Genomic DNA, 22,505 nt, shown 5'->3' on the forward strand with positions numbered 1-22,505 from the left:
GTGAGCACCTTCAAGGCCCCCAAGGGCACGTACGACCTGACCCCGCCCGACTCCGCGAAGTACCTCGCGGTGCGTGAGGCGATCTCCGCGCCCCTGAAGAACTCGGGCTACGGCTACATCGAGACCCCCGGCTTCGAGGACGTGGCCCTCTTCTCCCGAGGCGTCGGTGAGTCCACCGACATCGTCAGCAAGGAGATGTACACCCTCACCACCAAGGGCGGCTCCGAGCTCGCCCTGCGCCCCGAGGGCACCGCGTCCGTGCTGCGCGCCGCCCTGGAGGCCAACCTCCACAAGCTCGGCAACCTGCCGGTGAAGCTCTGGTACTCCGGCTCGTACTACCGCTACGAGCGCCCGCAGAAGGGCCGTTACCGCCACTTCTCGCAGGTCGGTGCCGAGGCCATCGGTGCGGAGGACCCGGCGCTGGACGCCGAGCTGATCATCCTGGCCGACCAGGCGTACCGAACGCTGGGGCTGCGCGAGTTCCGCATCCTGCTGAACTCGCTCGGCGACAAGGAGTGCAGGCCGGTCTACCGGGACGCCCTCCAGGGCTTCCTGCGCGAGCTCGACCTCGACGAGGAGACCCGGCGCCGCATCGAGATCAACCCGCTCCGGGTCCTCGACGACAAGCGCCCCGACGTCCAGAAGCAGCTGACCGGCGCCCCGGTGCTGCGCGACTACCTCTGCGACGCCTGCAAGGCGTACCACGAGGAGGTCCGGGACCTGCTCAACGAGGCGGGTGTCCGGTACGAGGACGACGAGAAGCTCGTCCGCGGTCTCGACTACTACACGCGCACCACCTTCGAGTTCGTCCACGACGGACTGGGCTCGCAGTCGGCGGTGGGCGGCGGCGGACGGTACGACGGCCTGTCCGAGATGATCGGCGGCCCGGCGCTGCCTTCGGTGGGCTGGGCGCTCGGCGTGGACCGCACGGTGCTCGCGCTGGAGGCGGAGGGCATCGAGCTCGAACTGCCCTCGACCACCAGCGTCTTCGCCGTACCGCTCGGCGAGGAGGCGCGGCGGAAGCTGTTCGCCGTCGTCACTCGGCTGCGCCGCGAGGGCGTGGCGGCCGACTTCGCGTTCGGGGGCCGCGGTCTCAAGGGCGCGATGAAGAGCGCCAACCGGTCGGGCGCGCGGTTCACCGTCGTCGCGGGCGAACGCGACCTGGCCGAAGGCGTCGTCCAGCTCAAGGACATGGAGTCCGGTGAGCAGACGGCCGTTCCCCTGGCCGAGGTGACCGAGGTGATCAGGGCGCGCCTCGCGTAGCTTCTCCTCCCGGTCGCGGGCGGGCGGTGTTCCGGCCGCCCGCGACCGGGAGTTCCACCGCCGTTCCGTCAACGCGGTGCATCCGGATTCATCCTGCCGGACGATTCCGGGCCCGGCAGCCTGGTAACACCCCCTGCCGCCGATGCCGTTCGTACGCGGAGTCCGACGCCGGTTCCCGCCCGCATCTTTATGTTCATCGAACGGAAGACCGGCGCCCGAGTACGGCACAATGACCGTGCCCAGCAGGCTACTCAGCGACGGAACGGCGATATGACGACTGCAGCGGTTGACCATCCCTCCTCCCACCAGGACGAGGACGACGGGAAGAGGACCACCGGCAGTGGTCGCGCCTTCGCGCTGCTGCTGGTGATCACGGGCGCTGCCGGACTTCTCGCCGCGTGGGTCATCACGCTCGACAAGCTCAAGCTGCTGGAGGACCCCACCTTCGTCCCGGGGTGCAGCCTCAACCCGGTGGTGTCCTGCGGCAACATCATGAAGAGCGAGCAGGCGACCGCGTTCGGTTTCCCCAACCCGTGGCTCGGCATGGCCACCTATCCGGTGATCATCGGCATCGGCCTGGCGCTGCTCGCCGGAGCGCGCTTCCGCAGCTGGTACTGGCTGGGGATGAACGCGGGCACCCTGTTCGGCGTCGGCTTCTGCACCTGGCTCCAGTACCAGTCGCTGTACAACATCAACTCGCTCTGCCTGTGGTGCTGCCTGGCCTGGGTCGCCACGATCCTGATGTTCTGCTACGTCACCACGCACAACATCAAGCACCGGATCCTGCCCGCGCCGAACTGGCTGCGCGACGGACTGACGGAGTTCCACTGGGTCCCGCCGGTCCTGTGGGTCGGCATCATCGGCATGCTGATCCTGACCCGCTGGTGGGACTTCTGGACCAGCTGACCGGCAGCGTTGTCAGTGCGGTGACATAGGCTTCGAGACGTGGAGCCCGACCTCTTTACCGCAGCAGCCGAAGACCGCCAGGAGAAGGACCCGTCCAGCAGCCCCCTTGCTGTCCGGATGCGTCCACGTACCCTCGACGAGGTCGTCGGCCAGCAGCATCTGCTCAAGCCGGGCTCGCCGCTGCGCCGCCTCGTCGGCGAGGGAAGCGGGGGACCGGCCGGCCCCTCATCGGTGATCCTCTGGGGCCCGCCCGGTATCGGGAAGACGACACTGGCGTACGTGGTCAGCAAGGCCACCAACAAGCGCTTCGTCGAGCTCTCCGCGATCACCGCGGGCGTCAAGGAAGTGCGGGCGGTCATCGAGGGCGCCCGCCGTGCCACCGGTGGCTACGGCAAGGAGACCGTCCTCTTCCTGGACGAGATCCACCGCTTCTCCAAGGCGCAGCAGGACTCGCTGCTCCCCGCCGTGGAGAACCGCTGGGTGACGCTGATCGCGGCCACCACCGAGAATCCGTACTTCTCGATCATCTCCCCGCTGCTCTCCCGCTCGCTGCTGCTGACGCTTGAATCGCTGACCGACGACGATCTGCGCGGCCTGCTGCGCCGGGCGCTGACCGACGAGCGCGGACTCGGCGGCGCGGTGGCGCTGCCCGAGGATGCCGAGGAGCACCTGCTGCGCATCGCGGGGGGCGACGCACGCCGTGCGCTGACGGCGCTCGAGGCGGCCGCCGGGGCGGCGCTGTCGAAGCAGGAGGAGGAGATCACCCTCCTGACCCTGGAGGAGACGGTCGACCGTGCGGCGGTGAAGTACGACCGGGACGGTGACCAGCACTACGACGTGGCGAGTGCGCTGATCAAGTCGATCCGGGGCTCCGACGTCGACGCCGCGCTGCACTACCTGGCCCGGATGATCGAGGCGGGGGAGGACCCCCGGTTCATCGCCCGGCGGCTGATGATCTCGGCCAGCGAGGACATCGGTCTGGCGGACCCCACGGCGCTGCCCATAGCGGTGGCGGCGGCCCAGGCCGTCGCCATGATCGGTTTCCCGGAGGCGGCGCTCACCCTCAGCCACGCCACGATCGCCCTGGCCCTCGCCCCCAAGTCCAACGCGGCGACGCTGGCGATCTCCGCCGCCCAGGAGGACGTGCGCAGGGGCCTGGCCGGCCCGGTCCCGGCCCATCTGCGCGACGGCCACTACAAGGGCGCCGCCAAGCTGGGGCACGCACAGGGCTATGTCTATCCGCACGACGTGCCCGGCGGGATCGCCGCCCAGCAGTACGCTCCGGACGCGGTTCGCGACAAGCGGTACTACCTGCCCACGCGTTACGGCGCCGAGGCTCGGTACGCGGATGTGGTGGACCGGGTCCGCGAGCGGCTCGGCCGCACGGAGGCGGACGGCGACGCGAGCCCGTCCGATTCGTAGGCCCCTTCACGGGGTCTCCGGATTCCGGCCTCCCGGGGCCCGCGGGTCCCGGCCGGACCGGCTCAGTGCGCGGCCGCTTCGAAGAGCGTGTGCATGGCGTGCCGCAGCTCGACCACGTCACGCACCGGCTCGGGGAACTCGAAGCGCGCGTCGAAGCACCTGCCGTCCCGCTCACAGAAGCGCACCCGCAGCCCGAGACGGTCCAGCGCGACCGGCACGACGGCCGGCCGGTGCTCCGAGCAGAGGCCGGCGGCCCGCTCGCCGAGCAGTCCGCACAGCGTCCCCAGCTGGTCCCCGTGCGCCGCGTGCAGATGCTGGAGCAGTTCCGCCTCGTGGTCGACGAGCGGGTCGGCCGCCGCGTCCCGGAATTCCTCCGGCTCGACACCCTCCGCGCCCCAGAGATCCTCGACGTACGCCTCACCCGTCTCCAGGCGCAGCAGCATCCGGCCGGGGCCTGCCATGCCGGGTACGGTGGTCAGCCAGCCGGAGACCCGGGCGCGGCCGCGGATGCGGTGCGGTACGGAGACCGGAGCGACGTCCGTGATCTCCAGCACAGCCGACAGTTCGTCGTCCTGGGCGTGCGTCGCGGCCCGTACGGCCGGGGAATCCACGGGGAATTCCAGGAAGAGATCCCCGTCCGGACCCACGCTGCGGGACAGGGGCAACAGGTGGTCCGCGCCCGCTGAGTCGAGGCCGGGGACGAGCAGTACCGCGGAGCAGGTACTCTGTACGAGAGTTCGTGTGCGCTCGGCTGCTGACGGCATCCGAGTGTTTTCAAGCCCGCTGGGACGCGGCTGACCACGATCAGATCGGCCTTCCGTCGTAGCAGCACCTTCATGTGTGCTGCCGCTGTCTGTGCTGTCCGTGACGTGTGTGGTGTTCCCAGGGCGAGACATGCGATCTCCTTGAGTAAGGTGAGCCTAACCTAACCTACAACGGAGGTCTGGAGAACGTGCCTAATCAGTCGCGTCCCAAGGTCAAGAAGAGCCGCGCGCTCGGCATTGCGCTGACGCCGAAGGCCGTCAAGTACTTCGAGGCCCGCCCCTACCCGCCGGGCGAGCACGGCCGCGGCCGTAAGCAGAACTCGGACTACAAGGTCCGTCTGCTCGAGAAGCAGCGTCTGCGCGCCCAGTACGACATCAGCGAGCGTCAGATGGCGCGTGCCTACGACCGCGCCAAGAAGGCCGAGGGCAAGACGGGCGAGGCGCTCGTCGTCGAGCTCGAGCGCCGTCTCGACGCGCTGGTCCTGCGTTCGGGCATCGCCAAGACGATCTACCAGGCGCGCCAGATGGTCGTGCACGGTCACATCGAGGTCGACGGCCACAAGGTCGACAAGCCGTCCTTCCGTGTCCGTCCCGACAACATCGTGATGGTCCGCGAGCGCAGCCGCGACAAGCACCCCTTCCAGGTTGCTCGCGAGGGTGGTTACGACACCGACGGTGAGACCCCGCGCTACCTGCAGGTGAACCTGAAGGCCCTGGCCTTCCGCCTTGACCGGGACCCGAACCGCAAGGAAATCCCCGTGATCTGCGACGAGCAGCTCGTCGTCGAGTACTACGCCCGCTGATCCAGGCGTAGCCGCTCCTCACCAGCGCTCAGGCCCGCCCCTTCCCGAAGTCGGGGAGGCGGCGGGCTTTCGCGTCTTCCCGGCCGGCGGTTGCGGGCCGGGTGCCTCCTGCGCACCGGTGTCCGCGCCGTCCTGTCGCTGCCGCGGCCGGCTCGCCAGCGCCCTGGCCACCACCGCGTCCGCGCCCAGCCTCCCGCCGGCGCGCCGCTGCGAGGCGTAGAGCGCCTCGCCCAGCTCATGGCGGGCCAGTTCCTCGCACCGGGCCCTCGGCGCCCCGTAGTGCGCCGAGCCGAACAGGGGCAGTCCCACCGATGGCCAGATCTGTTCGGCCGCGCCCTGGAGCAGCGCCGCCTCGGCCGCGTCGCCCTCGACCACCGTGACGAGCGCCAGCAGTTCCAGCGAGAGTACGGTCCCGAGCAAGTCGTGGAAGGTGTGGCTGATGGTCAGGGACTCCCCGAGAAGCTCCCGGGCCCGGGCGGGGCGGCCCCGCTCCAGCGCGGCGAAGGCCAGCACGAACAACGCGTAACTGAGCGCCCACCGCTCCCCGTGGTCCTCGCAGATGTCCCGGACCTCTTCGCAGATCGTGACCGCACGGTCCAGCTCGCCCCGGAACCCGACCGCCATGGCCAGCTCGACCTGGGCCATCAGCACATTGCTGTTCAGCTCCCCGAGCTCCCGGTAGCGGCCGAGCGCCTCGTGCAGCAGTTCCTGGGCGCGTGCGGTGTCGTCCGTGACCAGTGCCAGACAGCCGGTGCGGTGGACGGCGTACGCCGACGCCGCCGCGTCACCCGCCAGATCCGCCTCGTCCCGGCACTCGGTCAGCGCCGAGATCGCGCCCACCGGGTCCCCCTGGAGCACTGCGACATAGCCGAGCACCCACAGCGCCTTGAGCCGCGAGGAGTCGTACGGGGTCTCCTCCTCCAGTACGTGGTCCAGCCAGTGCCGCCCCTCCGAGAGCCGCCCGCAGCCGACCCACAGGAACCAGAGCGTGCCCGCCAGGTACTGCGCGAGGTGCGCCTCCTCGGGGCTCTCCAGCGAACACTCCATGGCCCGCCGCAGATTGGGCAGCTCGCATTCCACCCGGGCCGCGACCTCGCCCTGCCGCGGGCTGAACCAGTCCAGCTCGCACCAGGTCGCCAGCCCCAGGAACCAGTCGCGGTGGCGGCGGCGCAGGCGTTCCGTCTCGCCCGTGGCCGCCAGCCACTCGGCTCCGTACTCGCGCACCGTGTCCAGCATCCGGTAGCGGGTACCGGCCGCCGAGTCCTCGCGCGCCACGATGGACTGCGCCAGCAGCCCGGAGAGCACGTCGAGGACCGAGTCGGCAGGGAGGTCGGAACCGCTGCAGATGTACTCGACCGCCTCCAGATCGAACTGCCCGGCGAAGACCGAGAGCCGTGCCCAGAGCAGCCGCTGCTCCGGGGCGCACAGTTCGTGGCTCCAGCCGATGGCCGTGCGGAGCGTCTGATGGCGGGCAAGCGCGCTGCGACTGCCGCCGGTCAGCAGCCGGAAGCGGTCGTCCAGCCGCTCCAGCACCTGCTCCGCGGACAGGGCCCGCAGCCGCCCGGCCGCCAGCTCCAGCGCCAGCGGAATCCCGTCCAGCCGGCGGCAGAGCTCCAGGGCCGAGCCCCGGGTGTGTTCCGTCAGCCGGTACTCCGGCCGCACGGCGGCGGCCCGCTCGGCGAAGAGCCGCAGCGCGTCCGCGTCGGTCATCGTCGCGAGCGGGTAGGTGGCCTCCCCGTCGAGCTCCAGTGGCAGCCGGCCGGCCGCCAGCACCCGCAGCCGCGGGGCGCGGCGCAGCAGGTCGCTCACCAACTCCGCACAGGCGTCCACGAGATGTTCGAAGCCGTCGATCACCAGCAGCAGCCGACGTCCGGCGCAGTGTTCGAGGAGTGTGGTGCGGGGCGGCCTGTTGGTGTGATCGGTCAGTCCCAGCGCGTCCACGAGCGCGTGTTCCAGCAGCTCGGGATCGTGCACGGCGGACAGCTGCACCAGCCAGACCCCGTCGCAGTACCGTTTCTCCAGGAGGGCCGCGGCCCTGGTGGCCAGCCGGGTCTTGCCGACTCCGCCCACCCCGACGACGGTGACGAGCCGGGACTCCTCCAGCAGCCGGGCGAGTTCCGTCAACTCGTCCTCGCGACCCACGAATCTGTTCAGCTCCGCCGGGAGATTGCCCGGCAGGCCGCGTACGAGTCCGCCACGGGGGGAGGAGGGCGGACCCGGATCGTCGGAGGAGGGGAAGGGGCGCTGAGAGCGTCGCATGAAACACGCAGAGTACTGGCCCGAAAGCGCTCCGTACAATCTTGTACCGGGAACTCCCGCCGGGCCCAACGGTAATGCGGTACAGGGCGCGAGCCCCGGCGCGATAGGCTCGGAGGCGGTGAGCGGCCGCTACGCGGGCCGCCGCCGAAGAGCAGAGAACCAAGACAGAGACAGACGACAAGCCAGAGAGAGCGGTGCACTGTGTCCGGTGGTGAGGTGGCCGGGATCCTGGTGGCCGTCTTCTGGGCGATCCTGGTTTCGTTCCTCGCGGTGGTGCTGGTGAGGCTCGCCCAGACGCTCAGGGCGACCACCAGACTCGTGGCGGACGTGACCGAACAGGCCGTCCCGCTGCTCGCCGACGCCTCCGCGACCGTACGCTCCGCGCAGACCCAGCTCGACAAGGTCGACGCGATCGCGACGGACGTCCAGGAGGTCACCTCCAACGCCTCGGCGCTCTCCACCACCGTCGCCTCGACCTTCGGCGGTCCGCTGGTCAAGGTCGCCGCGTTCGGTTACGGGGTCCGCCAGGCCATCGGCCGCAAGACCGCTCCCGAACCGGAAGCGCGCTCCCGGCGATCGGTGATCGTCGGCCGGACCGTGCCGTCCGCGCGTGGCAGGAAGCGCAACGGCAGAAACTCCCGCGGATCGAAGGACTGACGCAGCGATGTTCCGCCGTACGTTCTGGTTCACCGCCGGCGCAGCCGCCGGGGTCTGGGCCACCGCCAAGGTCAACCGCAAGATCAAGCAGCTGACCCCCGAGAGCCTTGCGGCGCAGGCCGCCGACAAGGCGGTCGTGGCCGGTCACAAGCTCAAGGACTTCGCACTCGACGTCCGCGAGGGCATGGTCAGGCGCGAGGCCGAGCTCGGTGAGGCACTGGGCCTCGAAGCCCCGGTCGACCCCGAACTCCCGGTGCGGCCCCACTTCGCCGTCGAGGCGGCGGATTCCGACCGGCGCGGTGCGTCCGCCCGAAACCGCAAGCTTCCCTACAACTCGTACAACCGGAATGAGGACCACTGATGGAGTCGGCTGAAATTCGCCGCCGCTGGCTGAGCTTCTACGAGGAGCGCGGTCACACCGTCGTCCCTTCGGCGTCGCTCATCGCGGACGACCCGACTCTGCTGCTCGTTCCCGCCGGTATGGTGCCGTTCAAGCCGTACTTCCTCGGTGAGGTCAAGCCGCCCGCCCCGCGCGTCACCAGTGTGCAGAAGTGCGTCCGCACGCCGGACATCGAAGAGGTCGGCAAGACCACCCGGCACGGCACGTTCTTCCAGATGTGCGGCAACTTCTCCTTCGGTGACTACTTCAAGGAAGGCGCCATCGACTACGCCTGGGAGCTGCTCACCGGCTCCGTGGCGGACGGCTGCTTCGGCCTCGACCCCGAGCGCCTGTGGATCACGGTCTACCTCGACGACGACGAGGCCGAGCAGATCTGGCGCGACCGGATCGGCGTCCCCGCCGAACGCATCCAGCGCCTGGGCAAGAAGGACAACTTCTGGTCCATGGGCGTCCCAGGTCCCTGCGGCCCCTGTTCCGAGATCAACTACGACCGCGGCCCCGAGTTCGGTGTCGAGGGCGGCCCCGCCGTCAACGACGAGCGGTACGTGGAGATCTGGAACCTGGTCTTCATGCAGTACGAGCGCGGCGCCGGCGACGGCAAGGAGGACTTCCCGATCCTCGGGGACCTGCCCTCCAAGAACATCGACACCGGTCTCGGCCTCGAACGCCTCGCGATGATCCTGCAGGGCGTGCCGAACATGTACGAGACCGACACCCTGCGCGTCGTCATGGACAAGGCCACCGAGCTCACCGGTGTGCGCTACGGCGCGGCCGAGAGCACGGACGTCTCGCTGCGCGTGGTCGGGGACCACATCCGCACCTCCGTCATGCTCATCGGTGACGGCGTCACCCCCGGCAACGAGGGCCGCGGCTACGTCCTGCGCCGCATCATGCGCCGGGCCATCCGCATGATGCGGCTGATGGGCTCCACCGGTTCCGTCGTCAACGAGCTGGTCGGCGTCGTGATCGAGACGATGGGGCTCCAGTACCCCGAGCTGATCACCGACCGCAAGCGCATCGAGACCGTCGCCCTCGCCGAGGAGGCCGCCTTCCTCAAGGCCCTCAAGGGCGGCACGAACATCCTCGAGACCGCCGTCACCGAGACCAAGGCCGCCGGCGGCCGGGTCATCGCCGGTGACAAGGCCTTCCTGCTCCACGACACCTGGGGCTTCCCGATCGACCTCACCCTGGAGATGGCCTCCGAGCAGGGCCTGTCCGTGGACGAGGACGGGTTCCGCCGCCTGATGCAGGAGCAGCGGGACAAGGCCAAGGCCGACGCCAAGGCCAAGAAGACCGGTCATGCCGACCTGTCCGCCTACCGCGAGGTCGCCGACAACTCCGGCATCACCGAGTTCACCGGCTACACCACCACCGAGGGCGAGTCGACGATCGTCGGTCTCCTCGTCGACGGTGTCCCCTCGCCCGCCGCGTCCGAGGGCGATGAGGTGGAGGTCGTCCTGGACCGCACCCCCTTCTACGCCGAGGGCGGCGGCCAGCTCGCCGACCAGGGCCGGATCCGGCTGGACACCGGTGCCGTCATCCAGGTGCGCGACGTCCAGCAGCCCGTCCCGGGCGTCTCCGTGCACAAGGGCCAGGTCCAGGTCGGCGAGGTGACGGTCGGCGCCAGTGCCTTCGCCGCCATCGACAACACCCGCCGCCGCGCCATCGCCCGCGCCCACAGCGCCACCCACCTCACGCACCAGGCGCTGCGTGACGCCCTGGGCCCGACGGCCGCGCAGGCCGGTTCGGAGAACTCCCCGGGCCGCTTCCGCTTCGACTTCGGCTCGCCCGCCGCCGTTCCCGGCACGGTCCTCACCGACGTCGAGCAGAAGATCAACGAGGTGCTGGCCCGCGAGCTGGACGTCCAGGCCGAGGTCATGTCCATCGACGACGCCAAGAAGCAGGGCGCCATCGCCGAGTTCGGCGAGAAGTACGGCGAGCGGGTCCGGGTCGTCACCATCGGCGACTTCTCCAAGGAACTGTGCGGTGGCACGCACGTCCACAACACCGCCCAGCTCGGCCTGGTGAAGCTGCTCGGCGAATCGTCCATCGGCTCCGGAGTTCGCCGTATCGAGGCCCTCGTCGGTGTCGACGCGTACAGCTTCCTCGCCAAGGAGCACACGGTCGTCGCCCAGCTCCAGGAACTGGTCAAGGGCCGTCCCGAGGAGCTCCCGGAGAAGATCGCCGGGATGCTCGGCAAGTTGAAGGACGCCGAGAAGGAGATCGAGAAGTTCCGCGCGGAGAAGGTCCTTCAGGCCGCCGCCGGACTGGTCGACTCCGCCAAGGACGTACGGGGCGTGGCCCTGGTCACCGGGCAGGTGCCGGACGGCACCTCGGCCGACGACCTGCGCAGGCTGGTCCTCGACGTGCGCGGGCGCATCCAGGGCGGCCGGCCCGCCGTCGTGGCCCTGTTCACCACGGCCAACGGCCGTCCGCTGACCGTCATCGCCACCAACGAGGCCGCCCGTGAGCGCGGCCTCAAGGCGGGCGACCTGGTCCGCACCGCCGCCAAGACCCTCGGCGGCGGTGGCGGCGGCAAGCCGGACGTCGCCCAGGGCGGCGGCCAGAACCCGGACGCCATCGGTGACGCAGTCGCCGCTGTCGAACGCCTCGTCACCGAGACGGCGTGACGCCGGACATGACGCGGATGCGCCGCGGTCGCCGACTGGCGATCGACGTCGGGGACGCCCGGATCGGGGTCGCCTCCTGCGACCCCGACGGGATCCTCGCCACGCCGGTGGAGACCGTGCCGGGACGTGATGTCCCGGCCGCCCACCGGCGGCTGGGGCAGATCGTCGCGGAGTACGAGCCGATGGAGGTCATCGTCGGTCTGCCCAGGTCCCTCGGCGGCGGAGAGGGACCGGCCGCGGTCAAGGTCCGTGCTTTCGCCGATGTGCTCGCCCGTGCGGTTGCACCCATTCCGGTGCGATTGGTGGACGAGAGGATGACCACAGTGACGGCCACTCAGGGGCTGCGCGCCTCGGGCGTGAAGTCCAAAAAGGGCCGATCCGTCATCGATCAGGCTGCCGCTGTGGTGATCCTCCAGAACGCTCTGGAGTCCGAGCGCGCTTCGGGCAATCCTCCCGGCGAGGGCGTCGAAGTGGTGGTCTGATCGCGATACGGTAACGTTCCGCGCGATGCGGCGGTGTTCGAACAAACACCGCACAGCAAAGAGACGGAACATCGTCTCGCGGCTCAAGGGGATCGATGACTGAGTATGGCCGGGGCCCCGGCTCCGAACCGTGGCATCCCGAGGACCCCTTGTACGGGGACCAGGGATGGGGAGGCCAACAGCCTGCCCACGGCCAGAGCCAGTACGGCGGCCAGCAGCAGCCCTACCCGCAGGACCCGTACGCCCAGCAGCAGCCGCAGGACCCTTATGGGCAGCACCAGCAGCAGGACCCGTACACCCAGCAGTCGCAGCATGACCCCTACGCGCAGCAGCAGTCGCAGGACCCGTATGCCCAGCAGCAGCCGCAGGATCCGTACGCGCAGCAGCAGCAGTACCAGCAGCAGCCCGGATACGGCGCCCAGCAGGACCCGTACGCCCAGCAGCCCCCGTACAACGGCGGCTGGGACACCGGCGGGCAGCCCGCCGCGATGCCTTACGAGGACCAGGCCGCCGATCCGTACGGGCAGCCCGGCGGTTACGCCGGGAACAACGACTACTACGGCACGCCCGAGGCCTACCCGCCGCCCCGGCCGCCGGGCCGTCGCGAGGCCCCGCCGGCCGAGCCTGCCCCGGTGCAGAACCCGGACTGGGACCCGGAGGTCCAGCCGGAGGAGACCCACCCCTTCTTCACCGGTGCCGACGGCCCCGACGACGAGGAGTCGGACGACGACCCGGGCGAGACCCGCCGCGGCGGCGGAGAGCGCCGCGGCAAGGGCAAGAAGAAGAAGGGCCGCGGCGGCTGCGCCTGTCTGGTCGTCTCCCTCGTCCTGGTCGGCGGTCTCGGCGGAGTTGGCTACGTCGGCTACTCCTTCTACAAGGACAAGTTCGGCTCGGCCCCCGACTACTCGGGCAGCGGTTCCGGCTCGGTCGAGGTGGAGATCCCCAAGGGCGCGTACGGGTACGACATCGGCAACATCCTGAAGAAGCAGGGTGTGGTCAAGAGCGTCGACGCGTTCGTCTCCGCGCAGAACGAGAACCCCAAGGGGAAGTCGATCCAGGCCGGCGTCTATCTCCTCCACTCGGAGATGTCGGCGTCCGAGGCCGTGAAGATGATGGTCGACCCGAAGAGCCAGAATCTCCTGGTGATTCCCGAGGGCTCCCGCAACGCCGCCGTCTACGAGAAGATCGACGCGAAGCTGAACCTCAAGAAGGGCACGACCAAGGGCATCGCGAAGTCCAAGGCGTCCGATCTCGGCCTGCCCGACTGGGCGAGCAAGAACAAGGACATCAAGGACCCGCTGGAAGGTTTCCTTTACCCGGCCGCGTATTCGGTCACCAAGGAGACCAAGCCGGAGGCGATCCTGGAGAAGATGGTCTCGCGGGCCAACGAGGAATACGAGAAGGTCGACCTCGTGGGTGCGGCCAAGAAGCACAACCTGGACGGCCCCTGGCAGGTGATCACGGCGGCCAGTCTCGTCCAGGCCGAGGGCAAGACGCACGATGACTTCCGGAAGATGGCGGAGGTCATTTACAACCGTCTCAAGCCGACCAACACGGAGACGAACCAGTATCTGCAGTTCGACTCCTCGTTCAATTACCTCAATAACCAGAGCAAGATCAATATCGGTCTGGCGGAAATCCGGAAGAACAAGGATCCGTACAACACGTACACCCAGCGTGGCCTGACTCCCGGCCCCATCGGGAACCCTGGAAACGAGGCGCTCGCCGCCGCCTTGAATCCGACCAAGGACGGCTGGATCTACTTCGTGGCCACCGATGGGCAGCACAAGACCGAGTTCGCCAAGACGTACGACGAGTTCCTGAAGCTCAAGGACAAATTCGATGCCATCGACTGATGGGCGGAAGCGGGCAGCCGTCCTCGGCTCGCCCATCGCCCACTCGCTCTCTCCGGTCCTGCACCGGGCCGCGTACGCGGAGCTCGGTCTCGACGACTGGTCCTACGACCGGTTCGAGATCGACGAGCAGGCCCTGGCCGGCTTCGTCGAGGGGCTGGACGGGGCATGGGCGGGGCTGTCGCTGACCATGCCGCTCAAGCGGGCGATCATCCCGCTGCTGGACTCCGTCACCGAGACCGCGGCCTCGGTGGAGGCCGTGAACACGGTCGTCCTCACCGAGGACGGCCGGCGTACCGGTGACAACACCGACATCCCGGGCATGATCGCCGCGCTGCGTGAGCGCGGTGTGGAGAAGGCCGAGTCCGCCGCCGTGCTCGGTGCCGGGGCCACGGCCTCCTCGGCGCTCGCCGCGCTCTCCGAGATCTGCACGGGGCCGGTCACGGCCTACGTACGCAGCCGGGCACGCGGTGACGAGATGCGCGGCTGGGGCGAACGCCTCGGCGTCGACGTCCGGATCGCCGACTGGGCGGAGGCCGAGCAGGCACTACGGGCCCCGCTGGTCATCGCGACCACTCCGGCCGGCGCCACGGACGCGCTGACGGATTCGGTACCGGCGGCTCCCGGCACGCTCTTCGACGTGCTGTACGAGCCCTGGCCCACCGGACTCGCGGCCTCCTGGGCGGACCATGGCGGCTCAGTCGTCGGAGGTCTCGACCTCCTGGTGCACCAGGCCGTCCTCCAGGTCGAGCAGATGACGGGCCGGGCGCCCGCGCCACTGGCCGCCATGCGGCAGGCCGGCGAGCGGGCCCTGGCCGCCCGCTGACCGCGCCGCCGGGCAGGCTGATCCGTCCGCCAGCTGGACCGGCGGCGGGCAGGCGTCCCGGGCCGTGGGAGGATCGGGGGCGGCGGGCCAGGGCCGCGCACCCGGTCGCGCCGTTGGATTTCAGGCGCGAGCATGAGGAGCACCGTTGAGCAGGTTGCGCTGGCTGACCGCGGGGGAGTCGCACGGCCCCGCACTGGTGGCGACGCTGGAGGGTCTTCCCGCCGGTGTCCCGGTCACCACGGAGATGGTGGCGGACGCGCTCGCCCGGCGACGGCTCGGATACGGCCGCGGCGCCCGGATGAAGTTCGAGCAGGACGAGGTCACCTTCCTTGGCGGGGTCCGGCACGGCCTGACCATGGGTTCGCCGGTCGCCGTGATGGTGGGCAACACCGAGTGGCCCAAGTGGGAGCAGGTCATGTCGGCCGACCCGGTCGACCCCGACGTACTGGCCGCGCAGGCCCGCAACGCCCCGCTGACCCGCCCCCGGCCCGGCCACGCCGACCTCGCCGGAATGCAGAAGTACGGCTTCGACGAGGCCCGGCCGGTCCTGGAGCGCGCGAGCGCCCGGGAGACCGCGGCGCGCGTCGCTCTCGGGGCCGTCGCCAGGTCGTACCTCAAGGAGACGGCCGGCATCGAGATCGTCAGCCACGTCGTCGAGCTGGCCGCCGCCAAGGCGCCGTACGGGGTCTACCCGGTTCCCGCCGACGTCGACAGGCTCGACGCCGACCCGGTGCGCTGCCTCGACGAGGACGCGAGCAAGCAGATGGTCGCGGAGATCGACCAGGCTCACAAGGACGGCGACACCCTCGGCGGTGTGGTCGAGGTGCTGGCGTACGGGGTGCCGGTCGGCCTCGGCTCGCACGTCCACTGGGACCGCAGGCTCGACGCCCGGCTCGCCGCCGCTCTCATGGGTATCCAGGCCATCAAGGGGGTGGAGGTCGGTGACGGCTTCGACCTCGCCCGGGTGCCGGGGTCGCAGGCGCACGACGAGATCCTGGTGACCGAGGACGGCATCAAGCGGGCCTCCGGCCGCTCCGGCGGCACCGAGGGCGGGCTCACCACCGGTGAGCTGCTGCGCGTGCGGGCCGCGATGAAGCCCATCGCGACCGTGCCGCGCGCCCTGGCCACCGTCGACGTGGTGACCGGCGAGGCCGCCAAGGCCCATCACCAGCGCTCCGATGTCTGTGCCGTGCCGGCCGCCGGAATCGTCGCCGAGGCGATGGTCGCGCTGGTGCTCGCCGACGCGGTCGCGGAGAAGTTCGGCGGCGACAGCGTCCCCGAGACGCACCGCAACGTGCAGTCGTACCTCGACCACCTGCAGATCCGATGAGCGCCCCGCTGATCGTCCTCGTCGGCCCGATGGGCGTCGGAAAGTCCACCGTGGGCGAACTGCTCGCCGAACGGCTCGGCACCACCTACCGGGACACCGACGCCGACGTCGTCGCCACGGCCGGGAAGCCGATCGCCGAGATCTTCTACGACGAGGGCGAGGAGCGCTTCCGCGAGCTGGAGAGCGAGGCCGTCCGGGCCGCGGTCGCCGGGCACACGGGTGTGCTCTCGCTCGGCGGCGGCGCCGTCCTCGACGACGCCACGCGGTCCCTGCTGGCCGGACATGCCGTCGTCTACCTCTCGATGGACGTCGACGAAGCGGTCAAGCGGGTCGGGCTGAACACCGCCCGCCCCCTGCTCGCCGTGAATCCGCGCCGGCAGTGGCGCGAACTCATGGAGGCCCGCCGCCACCTCTACACGGACGTGGCCCGCGTCGTCGTCGCGACCGACGAGCGCACACCGGAAGAGGTCGCCCAGGCGGTCCTCGACTCACTGGAACTGCCGGACGCGCCGTCGTCCGGCCGGGAGAACGCAACGATGACCGAACAGCCGCCCACCCGTATCCAGATCGCCGGCAGCGCGGGCACCGACCCGTACGAGGTGGTGGTCGGCCGGCAGCTGCTCGGCGAGCTGCCCACGTTCATCGGCGACCGCGTCAAGCGCGTCGCGGTCCTGCACCCCGAGGCGCTCGCCGAGACCGGTGAGGCCGTCCGCCAGGACCTCGCGGGCCAGGGCTACGAGGCCATCGCCATCCAGCTCCCGAACGCCGAGGAGGCCAAGACCGTCGAGGTCGCGGCCTACTGCTGGAAGGCGCTCGGGCAGACCGGCTTCACCCGCAGCGACGTCATCGTCGGTGTGGGCGGCGGCGCGACCACGGACGTGGCCGGATTCGTCGCGGCGACCTGGCTGCGCGGGGTGCGCTGGATCGCCGTACCCACCACCGTGCTCGCCATGGTGGACGCGGCCGTCGGCGGCAAGACCGGCATCAACACCGCCGAGGGCAAGAACCTCGTCGGCGCCTTCCACCCGCCGGCCGGGGTGCTCTGCGACCTCGCGGCCCTGGACTCGCTGCCGGTCAACGACTACGTCAGCGGCATGGCCGAGATCATCAAGGCCGGCTTCATCGCCGACCCGGCGATCCTCGACCTCGTCGAGGCGGACCCCGAGGGTGCGCGCACGCCGGCCGGACCGCACACCTCCGAGCTGATCGAACGCGCCATCCGGGTCAAGGCCGAGGTCGTCTCCAGCGACCTCAAGGAGTCCGGTCTGCGCGAGATCCTCAACTACGGCCACACCCTGGCCCACGCGATCGAGAAGAACGAGCGCTACAAGTGGCGCCACGGCGCCGCCGTCTCCGTCGGCATGGTCTTCGCCGCCGAACTGGGCCGTCTGGCCGGGCGCCTGGACGACGCGACCGCCGACCGGCACCGTGCCGTCCTGGAGTCGGTCGGACTGCCGCTCACCTACCGCGGCGACCAGTGGCCCAAGCTGCTGGAGAACATGAAGGTCGACAAGAAGTCCCGCGGTGACCTGCTGCGCTTCATCGTCCTGGACGGCCTCGGCAAGCCGACCGTCCTGGAGGGTCCCGACCCCGCCGTACTGCTCGCCGCCTATGGGGAGGTGTCGGCGTGACCCGCAGGGTCCTCGTGCTCAACGGTCCCAACCTCGGCCGGCTGGGCTCCCGCGAGCCCGACGTCTACGGAGCCACCTCGTACGCCGGTCTCGTCGACGCCTGCCGCACCCTCGGCAAGGAGCTCGGCTTCGACGTCGACGTCCGGGAGACCAACGACGAGGGGGAGCTGATCCGCTGGCTCCACGAGGCCGCGGACGGTTCAATTCCGGTCGTTCTCAACCCGGGCGCCTTCACGCACTATTCGTACGGAATGCGGGACGCGGCCGCCCAGCGCACCGCCCCGCTGATCGAGGTGCACATCTCGAACCCGTACGCGCGGGAGGAATTCCGCCACAACTCCGTGGTCGCGCCGGTCGCCACCGGGACCGTCGCCGGATTCGGCATCGGCTCCTACCGGCTCGCCCTGCGCGCCCTCGCGGACGAGCTGACCGACTGACGTATCCCCGCCCCGGGAAAGCCGACTGGCCGACGGGGCACTGTGGCCCCTCTCCGGCCGTTGCCTGTGTGGCGGCCGGGGAAGGTACGGTTGCCGTTCCACCAGCGCCAGTTGCCTGTACGAGACGGAGTGCCACCGGATGCAGCACGCAGTGGGGGCACCGCTGCCGCCGCCCCAGGGACACGGAAACGGACCTGTCGGCTGGTCGCACCAGGCCCAGCACCCCGGCCACCCCGGTCCGCCGGTCCCGCCCGCGGCCGGTCCGCCGGTCCCGCCCGCGGCCGGTCACCCGGCCCCGCCCCCGGCCGGTCCTCCCGCCCCGCCCCCTTCGGGCCCTCCCGCCCCGCCGCCCCCCGCCGGACGCCCCGTGCCGCCTCCCGCGGCCGCGCCCGCCCAGCCGGGGCAGGGCCAGGGCTGGAGCGGCCCGGCACCGCACCAGGCCCCGGCGCCGGTCTCCAGGGAGACCACCGGACACATCCAGCTGCCGCCCGGCGGTCCCGTACCGCTGCCCGCGCCCCCCGCCGAGCCCGGGACCGGCACCGCGACCCTCGCGGTGCTCCTGATCGGCCCGGCGGGCGCCGGGAAGACCACCGTCGCCAAGCTCTGGGCCAGCCGCCGCCGGGTCCCCACCGCCCACGTCAGCCTCGACGACGTCCGCGAGTGGGTCTGCTCCGGCTTCGCGGACCCGCAGACGGGGTGGAACGACCAGTCCGAGGCCCAGTACCGGCTGGCCCGCCGCACCTGCGGCTTCGCCGCCCGCAATTTCCTCGCCAACGGCATCTCCTGCATCCTCGACGACGCGGTCTTCCCGGACCGCCCCGTGGTCGGCCTCGGCGGCTGGAAGCGCCATGTCGGCCCCGGCCTGCTGCCCGTCGTCCTGCTGCCGGGCCTGGAGGTCGTCCTGGAGCGCAACGCCGCCCGCAGCGGCAACCGCCGCCTCTCGGACGAGGAGGTCGCCCGGATCCACGGCAGGATGGCCGGCTGGTACGGCTCCGGGCTGCCGATCATCGACAACTCCACCTACGACGTGGAGACCACCGCCCGCGTCCTGGACGACATACTCGCCCGCTCCATAGCCAGCCCACCCTCCTGGTGACCCGCCGCCGCACGGCCGCGCCCGGACCTACTGCGGGACCGCCCCCCGGTCGGGTGCGCTGACCGGGCGGGCCCGCGCCCGCGCTCGTACGCTCGATGCATGTCAGAGGTGTACGCCGTCCGCCGCGGGCTGCTCCGCGACCGGTGCGCCGCCGTCGGATCCGCGGCCGCCCTGGTCTCCCGCCCCGCCAATGTCCGCTATCTGGCCGGGGGAGCGCCGCCGGGCGCCGTGCTGCTGCTCGGCCCCGACGAGGACGTGCTGCTCTGCCCGCGCCCACCGACCGGAGATCCGGCCGACGGACGCACCGACGACCAGCTCCGGGTGGACCTGCTGTCGGTCACCGGTGGCGATCCGGTGGTCGCCGCGGCGGATCTGGCCACCTCCCACGGCGCGGAGTCCCTGGCCGTCGAGGAACACGATCTGACCGTCGCCCGGCACCGGGCCATGGGCGCGGTCGCCCCGAAGCTCCGGCTGGCCGACCTCGGGGTCACCGTCGAGCAGCTGCGCATCGTCAAGGACGAGGAGGAGATCGGCTGCTTGCGGATCGCGGCCGAGATCACCGACCAGGCGCTCGGCGAACTCCTCGAATCGATCCTGGTCGGCCGCACCGAGCGGCACCTCGCGCTGGAACTGGAGCGCAGACTGGTGGACCACGGCGCCGACGGCCCCGCCTTCGCCACCTCCGTCGCCACCGGTCCCAACTCCGGCCGGGGGCGCCACCGGCCGTCGGACCGCAGGGTGGAAGAAGGAGATTTCCTCTCCGTCTGCCTTGGTGCGAACTACCGCGGTTACCGTTGCGAGATCGGCCGCACCTTCGTCATCGGAACAGCTCCGGCCGACTGGCAGATCGAGCTCTACGAGCTGGTTTTCGCCGCTCAGAGGGCTGGACGAGAGGCACTTGTGCCCGGAGCCGCCTACCGCGACGTGGACCGTGCGGCCCGCCATCTCCTGGACTCCGCGGGCCACGGTGAGGGCCTTCCGTCCCGTACGGGGCACGGGGTGGGGCTCGAAATCGACGAGGACCCGCAGCTGGCACCTGCGGCCATGGGTAAACTGGACGCTTGTGTGCCGGTCACCGTCGAACCGGGGGTCCACCTCCCGGGCCGGGGCGGGGTCCGGATCGATGACACGCTCGTCGTGCGCCCCGAGGCGGACGGCGGACCCGAGCTACTCACCATTACGACCAAGGAGCTGCTCGCGCTCTAGCGCGCATCCTCGGTCGTTCCACCAGCTTCAGTCCAGGAGATTCCGCAACCGTGGCTTCCACGAACGACCTCAAGAACGGCCTGGTGCTCAAGCTCGACGGAGGCCAGCTCTGGTCCGTCGTCGAGTTCCAGCACGTCAAGCCCGGCAAGGGCCCTGCCTTCGTGCGCACCAAGCTCAAGAACGTGCTCTCCGGCAAGGTCGTCGACAAGACGTTCAACGCCGGTGTGAAGGTCGAAACGGCCACCATTGACCGACGCGACATGCAGTTCTCGTACATGGACGGCGAGTACTTCGTCTTCATGGACATGGACACCTACGACCAGCTCATGGTCGACCGCAAGTCCGTGGGCGACGCCGCCAACTTCCTGATCGAGGGCTTCACCGCCTCGGTGGCCCAGCACGAGGGCGAGGTGCTCTACGTCGAGCTGCCGGCCGCCGTCGAGCTCGTCATCCAGCACACGGATCCGGGCGTCCAGGGCGACCGTTCCACCGGTGGCACCAAGCCCGCCACGCTGGAGACCGGTTACGAGATCGGTGTCCCGCTCTTCATCACGACCGGTGAGAAGATCAAGGTCGACACCCGTTCGGGCGATTACCTCGGCCGGGTGAACAGCTAACCGTGGCTGCCCGGAATACGGCCCGCAAGCGTGCCTTCCAGATCCTCTTCGAGGCCGACCAGCGCGGTGAGTCCGTGCAGACGGTCCTCGCGGACTGGGTTCGGCACTCGCGGTCCGACACCCGTCAGCCGCCGGTCACCGAGTACACGATGGAGCTCGTCGAGGGGTACGCGCAGTACGCGGACCGGATCGACGACCTCATCGTCACCTACGCCGTGGACTGGGAGATCGACCGCATGCCGGTCGTCGACCGGAACATCCTGCGGCTCGGCGCGTACGAGCTGATCTGGGTGGACGCGACACCGGACGCGGTGGTGATCGACGAGGCGGTGCAGATCGCCAAGGAGTTCTCCACCGACGACTCCCCGTCCTTCGTGAACGGCCTGCTGGCCCGCTTCAAGGACCTCAAGCCGAACCTTCGCCGGGAGCAGTAGCTGCCGGCGGTGCTCAGCCGACGAAGGGCCCACGGTCACCGACCGCGGGCCCTTCGTCGTATCCCGGGCCGGAGACAGCGGCCCTCCGGGGGCCGGAAAACAGGAACGCCGGACCGGCGGGGCATCCGGGAAAGGGCCCCGCCGATCCGGCGGTACGTTTCTGCTGGGCTGCTCAGCCCTCGTCGTGGGCGACCGCGCGGCGGGCGTCCGCGTCCAGCACGCCCCAGCTGATCAGCTGTTCCGTCAGCACGGAAGGCGACTGGTCGTAGATCACGGCAAGCGTGCGCAGGTCGTCCTGGCGGATCGAGAGCACCTTGCCGTTGTAGTCACCGCGCTGGCTCTGGATCGTTGCCGCGTAGCGCTGCAGCGGTCCGGCCTTCTCCGGCGGGACATGGGCGAGGCGCTCCAGGTCCAGGACGAGCTTCGGCGGCGGCTCGGCCGCGCCGCCGGGCGTCGTGCCGGGCAGGAGCTCCTGCACGGGGACACCGTAGAAGTCGGCCAGCTCGGCGAGGCGCTGCACGGTCACGGCACGGTCGCCGCGCTCGTACGATCCCACCACGACGGCCTTCCAGCGGCCTTGGGACTTCTCCTCCACGCCATGGAGGGAGAGGCCCTGCTGGGTGCGGATGGCACGGAGCTTGGCCCCGAGCTGCTTTGCGTATTCGCTGGACATATGGCTCCCGGGACGCTGGAACATTTCGCGGCTCCGCCGCGTGGCTGGTAACTCACTGTGAGGTTACGCAGCGTTACTTGGGTGCGTCAAGCTGAATGGTCCGGACCGCCACCTCCCGGGGGTGCGACAAGGGCCCTGCACAAGCCCTGGTAACGTGGATGACGCAATTTCGACGTCCTTTAAGATCCGTCCAGTGAGGCGGAGAAGGAGGTCCGTTTCTTATGGACGCACAGCACGACGCCACCGGCAATGCGGCACGCCCCGTTCTCGAGGCCCCCGACATCGCCCGAGTACTGACCCGTATCGCCCACGAGATCGTCGAACGCGCCAAGGGCGCCGACGACGTGGTGCTTCTCGGCATTCCCACCCGGGGCGTCTTCCTCGCCCGCCGGCTCGCCGACAAGCTCGAAGAGATCACCGGCCGGAAGATGCCGGTCGGCTCCCTCGACATCACGATGTACCGCGACGACCTGCGGATGCACCCGGCCCGGGCCCTGGCCCGCACCGACATCCCCGGCGAGGGCATCGAAGGCCGCCTGGTCGTCCTCGTCGACGACGTCCTCTTCTCCGGCCGCACGATCCGCGCCGCGCTCGACGCGCTCGGCGACATCGGCCGGCCCCGGGCGGTACAGCTCGCGGTCCTCGTCGACCGAGGACACCGCGAACTCCCGATCCGTGCCGACTACGTCGGCAAGAACCTCCCCACGTCGCTGCGGGAGACGGTCAAGGTCCAGCTCGCCGAGGAGGACGGCCGCGACGCCGTGCTGCTCGGGGTCGGGCAGGACGCCCCGGCGGTCGAGCAGTAGCTGCCCTTCC

At 70.4% G+C, this 22,505-nt stretch carries 21 protein-coding genes; 18 read left to right on the forward strand and 3 right to left on the reverse strand.

The window, feature by feature from the left end; translation table 11 throughout:
• The 3 genes from hisS to ACFVJX_RS23165 all read left to right on the forward strand — a co-directional run bounded on the left by hisS (position 1) and on the right by ACFVJX_RS23165 (position 3,591).
• Complete coding sequence (gene hisS / locus ACFVJX_RS23155; protein WP_384134450.1) at positions 1 to 1,263, forward strand: histidine--tRNA ligase; 1,263 nt, start codon at positions 1 to 3, stop codon at positions 1,261 to 1,263.
• 270 nt (positions 1,264 to 1,533) lie between these two features.
• On the forward strand, positions 1,534 to 2,169 hold the full coding sequence (locus ACFVJX_RS23160) for a vitamin K epoxide reductase family protein (RefSeq protein ID WP_384133838.1): 636 nt from the start codon (positions 1,534 to 1,536) through the stop codon (positions 2,167 to 2,169).
• 39 nt (positions 2,170 to 2,208) lie between these two features.
• Positions 2,209 to 3,591: a replication-associated recombination protein A gene (locus ACFVJX_RS23165; protein ID WP_384133835.1), complete on the forward strand. Its 1,383-nt coding sequence runs from the start codon at positions 2,209 to 2,211 to the stop codon at positions 3,589 to 3,591.
• 62 nt (positions 3,592 to 3,653) lie between these two features.
• On the opposite strand, the gene ACFVJX_RS23170 is transcribed toward ACFVJX_RS23165, so the two are convergent.
• Positions 3,654 to 4,355, reverse strand: coding sequence for a DUF2470 domain-containing protein (locus ACFVJX_RS23170; protein WP_384133832.1), 702 nt, complete (start codon positions 4,353 to 4,355; stop codon positions 3,654 to 3,656).
• A gap of 188 nt (positions 4,356 to 4,543) precedes the next feature.
• Between ACFVJX_RS23170 and rpsD the strand changes: the two genes are divergently transcribed.
• Positions 4,544 to 5,158: a 30S ribosomal protein S4 gene (gene rpsD / locus ACFVJX_RS23175; RefSeq protein ID WP_123528313.1), complete on the forward strand. Its 615-nt coding sequence runs from the start codon at positions 4,544 to 4,546 to the stop codon at positions 5,156 to 5,158.
• 18 nt (positions 5,159 to 5,176) lie between these two features.
• On the opposite strand, the gene ACFVJX_RS23180 is transcribed toward rpsD, so the two are convergent.
• Positions 5,177 to 7,417 carry an ATP-binding protein gene (locus tag ACFVJX_RS23180; protein ID WP_384133827.1) on the reverse strand — a complete coding sequence of 747 codons (2,241 nt, stop codon included), beginning with the start codon at positions 7,415 to 7,417 and terminating at the stop codon, positions 5,177 to 5,179.
• A gap of 216 nt (positions 7,418 to 7,633) precedes the next feature.
• Between ACFVJX_RS23180 and ACFVJX_RS23185 the strand changes: the two genes are divergently transcribed.
• From ACFVJX_RS23185 to nusB, 13 genes are all read left to right on the forward strand, one after another.
• Positions 7,634 to 8,074: a DUF948 domain-containing protein gene (locus ACFVJX_RS23185; protein WP_073737538.1), complete on the forward strand. Its 441-nt coding sequence runs from the start codon at positions 7,634 to 7,636 to the stop codon at positions 8,072 to 8,074.
• A 7-nt stretch (positions 8,075 to 8,081) separates the two neighbouring features.
• Entirely contained in the window at positions 8,082 to 8,435 is a 354-nt protein-coding gene (locus ACFVJX_RS23190; protein ID WP_384133824.1) for a DUF6167 family protein, read from the forward strand.
• Positions 8,435 to 11,104: an alanine--tRNA ligase gene (gene alaS, locus ACFVJX_RS23195; protein ID WP_384133821.1), complete on the forward strand. Its 2,670-nt coding sequence runs from the start codon at positions 8,435 to 8,437 to the stop codon at positions 11,102 to 11,104. Before ACFVJX_RS23190 ends, alaS begins: the two co-directional genes overlap by 1 nt.
• 8 nt (positions 11,105 to 11,112) lie before the next feature.
• Positions 11,113 to 11,586, forward strand: a complete 474-nt coding sequence (gene ruvX, locus ACFVJX_RS23200; RefSeq protein WP_384133844.1) for a Holliday junction resolvase RuvX — start codon at positions 11,113 to 11,115, stop codon at positions 11,584 to 11,586.
• Between the two features lie 95 nt (positions 11,587 to 11,681).
• Positions 11,682 to 13,442, forward strand: a complete 1,761-nt coding sequence (mltG, locus tag ACFVJX_RS23205; protein ID WP_384133817.1) for an endolytic transglycosylase MltG — start codon at positions 11,682 to 11,684, stop codon at positions 13,440 to 13,442.
• Positions 13,429 to 14,265 carry a shikimate dehydrogenase gene (locus ACFVJX_RS23210; protein WP_384133815.1) on the forward strand — a complete coding sequence of 279 codons (837 nt, stop codon included), beginning with the start codon at positions 13,429 to 13,431 and terminating at the stop codon, positions 14,263 to 14,265. The genes mltG and ACFVJX_RS23210 overlap by 14 nt, the downstream gene beginning before the upstream one ends.
• 145 nt (positions 14,266 to 14,410) lie before the next feature.
• Complete coding sequence (gene aroC / locus ACFVJX_RS23215) at positions 14,411 to 15,595, forward strand: chorismate synthase (protein ID WP_384133812.1); 1,185 nt, start codon at positions 14,411 to 14,413, stop codon at positions 15,593 to 15,595.
• Complete coding sequence (gene aroB, locus ACFVJX_RS23220; RefSeq protein WP_384133809.1) at positions 15,592 to 17,226, forward strand: 3-dehydroquinate synthase; 1,635 nt, start codon at positions 15,592 to 15,594, stop codon at positions 17,224 to 17,226. Before aroC ends, aroB begins: the two co-directional genes overlap by 4 nt.
• On the forward strand, positions 17,223 to 17,663 hold the full coding sequence (gene aroQ, locus ACFVJX_RS23225) for a type II 3-dehydroquinate dehydratase (protein ID WP_384133806.1): 441 nt from the start codon (positions 17,223 to 17,225) through the stop codon (positions 17,661 to 17,663). Before aroB ends, aroQ begins: the two co-directional genes overlap by 4 nt.
• Before the next feature lie 139 nt (positions 17,664 to 17,802).
• Positions 17,803 to 18,759 (forward strand): AAA family ATPase, encoded by a 957-nt coding sequence (locus tag ACFVJX_RS23230; protein ID WP_384133803.1) that lies wholly within the window; start codon positions 17,803 to 17,805, stop codon positions 18,757 to 18,759.
• 99 nt (positions 18,760 to 18,858) lie between these two features.
• A complete protein-coding gene (locus tag ACFVJX_RS23235; protein WP_384133801.1) occupies positions 18,859 to 19,965 on the forward strand; it encodes an aminopeptidase P family protein in 1,107 nt (368 codons plus the stop codon).
• Positions 19,966 to 20,015: 50 nt separating this feature from the next.
• Complete coding sequence (efp, locus tag ACFVJX_RS23240) at positions 20,016 to 20,582, forward strand: elongation factor P (protein ID WP_024490947.1); 567 nt, start codon at positions 20,016 to 20,018, stop codon at positions 20,580 to 20,582.
• A 2-nt stretch (positions 20,583 to 20,584) separates the two neighbouring features.
• Positions 20,585 to 21,016 carry a transcription antitermination factor NusB gene (gene nusB, locus ACFVJX_RS23245; RefSeq protein ID WP_024490948.1) on the forward strand — a complete coding sequence of 144 codons (432 nt, stop codon included), beginning with the start codon at positions 20,585 to 20,587 and terminating at the stop codon, positions 21,014 to 21,016.
• Between the two features lie 172 nt (positions 21,017 to 21,188).
• On the opposite strand, the gene bldD is transcribed toward nusB, so the two are convergent.
• Positions 21,189 to 21,689 (reverse strand): transcriptional regulator BldD, encoded by a 501-nt coding sequence (gene bldD / locus ACFVJX_RS23250; RefSeq protein ID WP_014157378.1) that lies wholly within the window; start codon positions 21,687 to 21,689, stop codon positions 21,189 to 21,191.
• A 221-nt stretch (positions 21,690 to 21,910) separates the two neighbouring features.
• Between bldD and pyrR the strand changes: the two genes are divergently transcribed.
• Positions 21,911 to 22,495 (forward strand): bifunctional pyr operon transcriptional regulator/uracil phosphoribosyltransferase PyrR, encoded by a 585-nt coding sequence (gene pyrR / locus ACFVJX_RS23255; protein ID WP_384133796.1) that lies wholly within the window; start codon positions 21,911 to 21,913, stop codon positions 22,493 to 22,495.
• Positions 22,496 to 22,505 lie beyond the last annotated feature (10 nt).

This window comes from Streptomyces sp. NPDC127177, from assembly GCF_042672475.1.
Classification (GTDB): Bacteria; Actinomycetota; Actinomycetes; order Streptomycetales; family Streptomycetaceae; genus Streptomyces.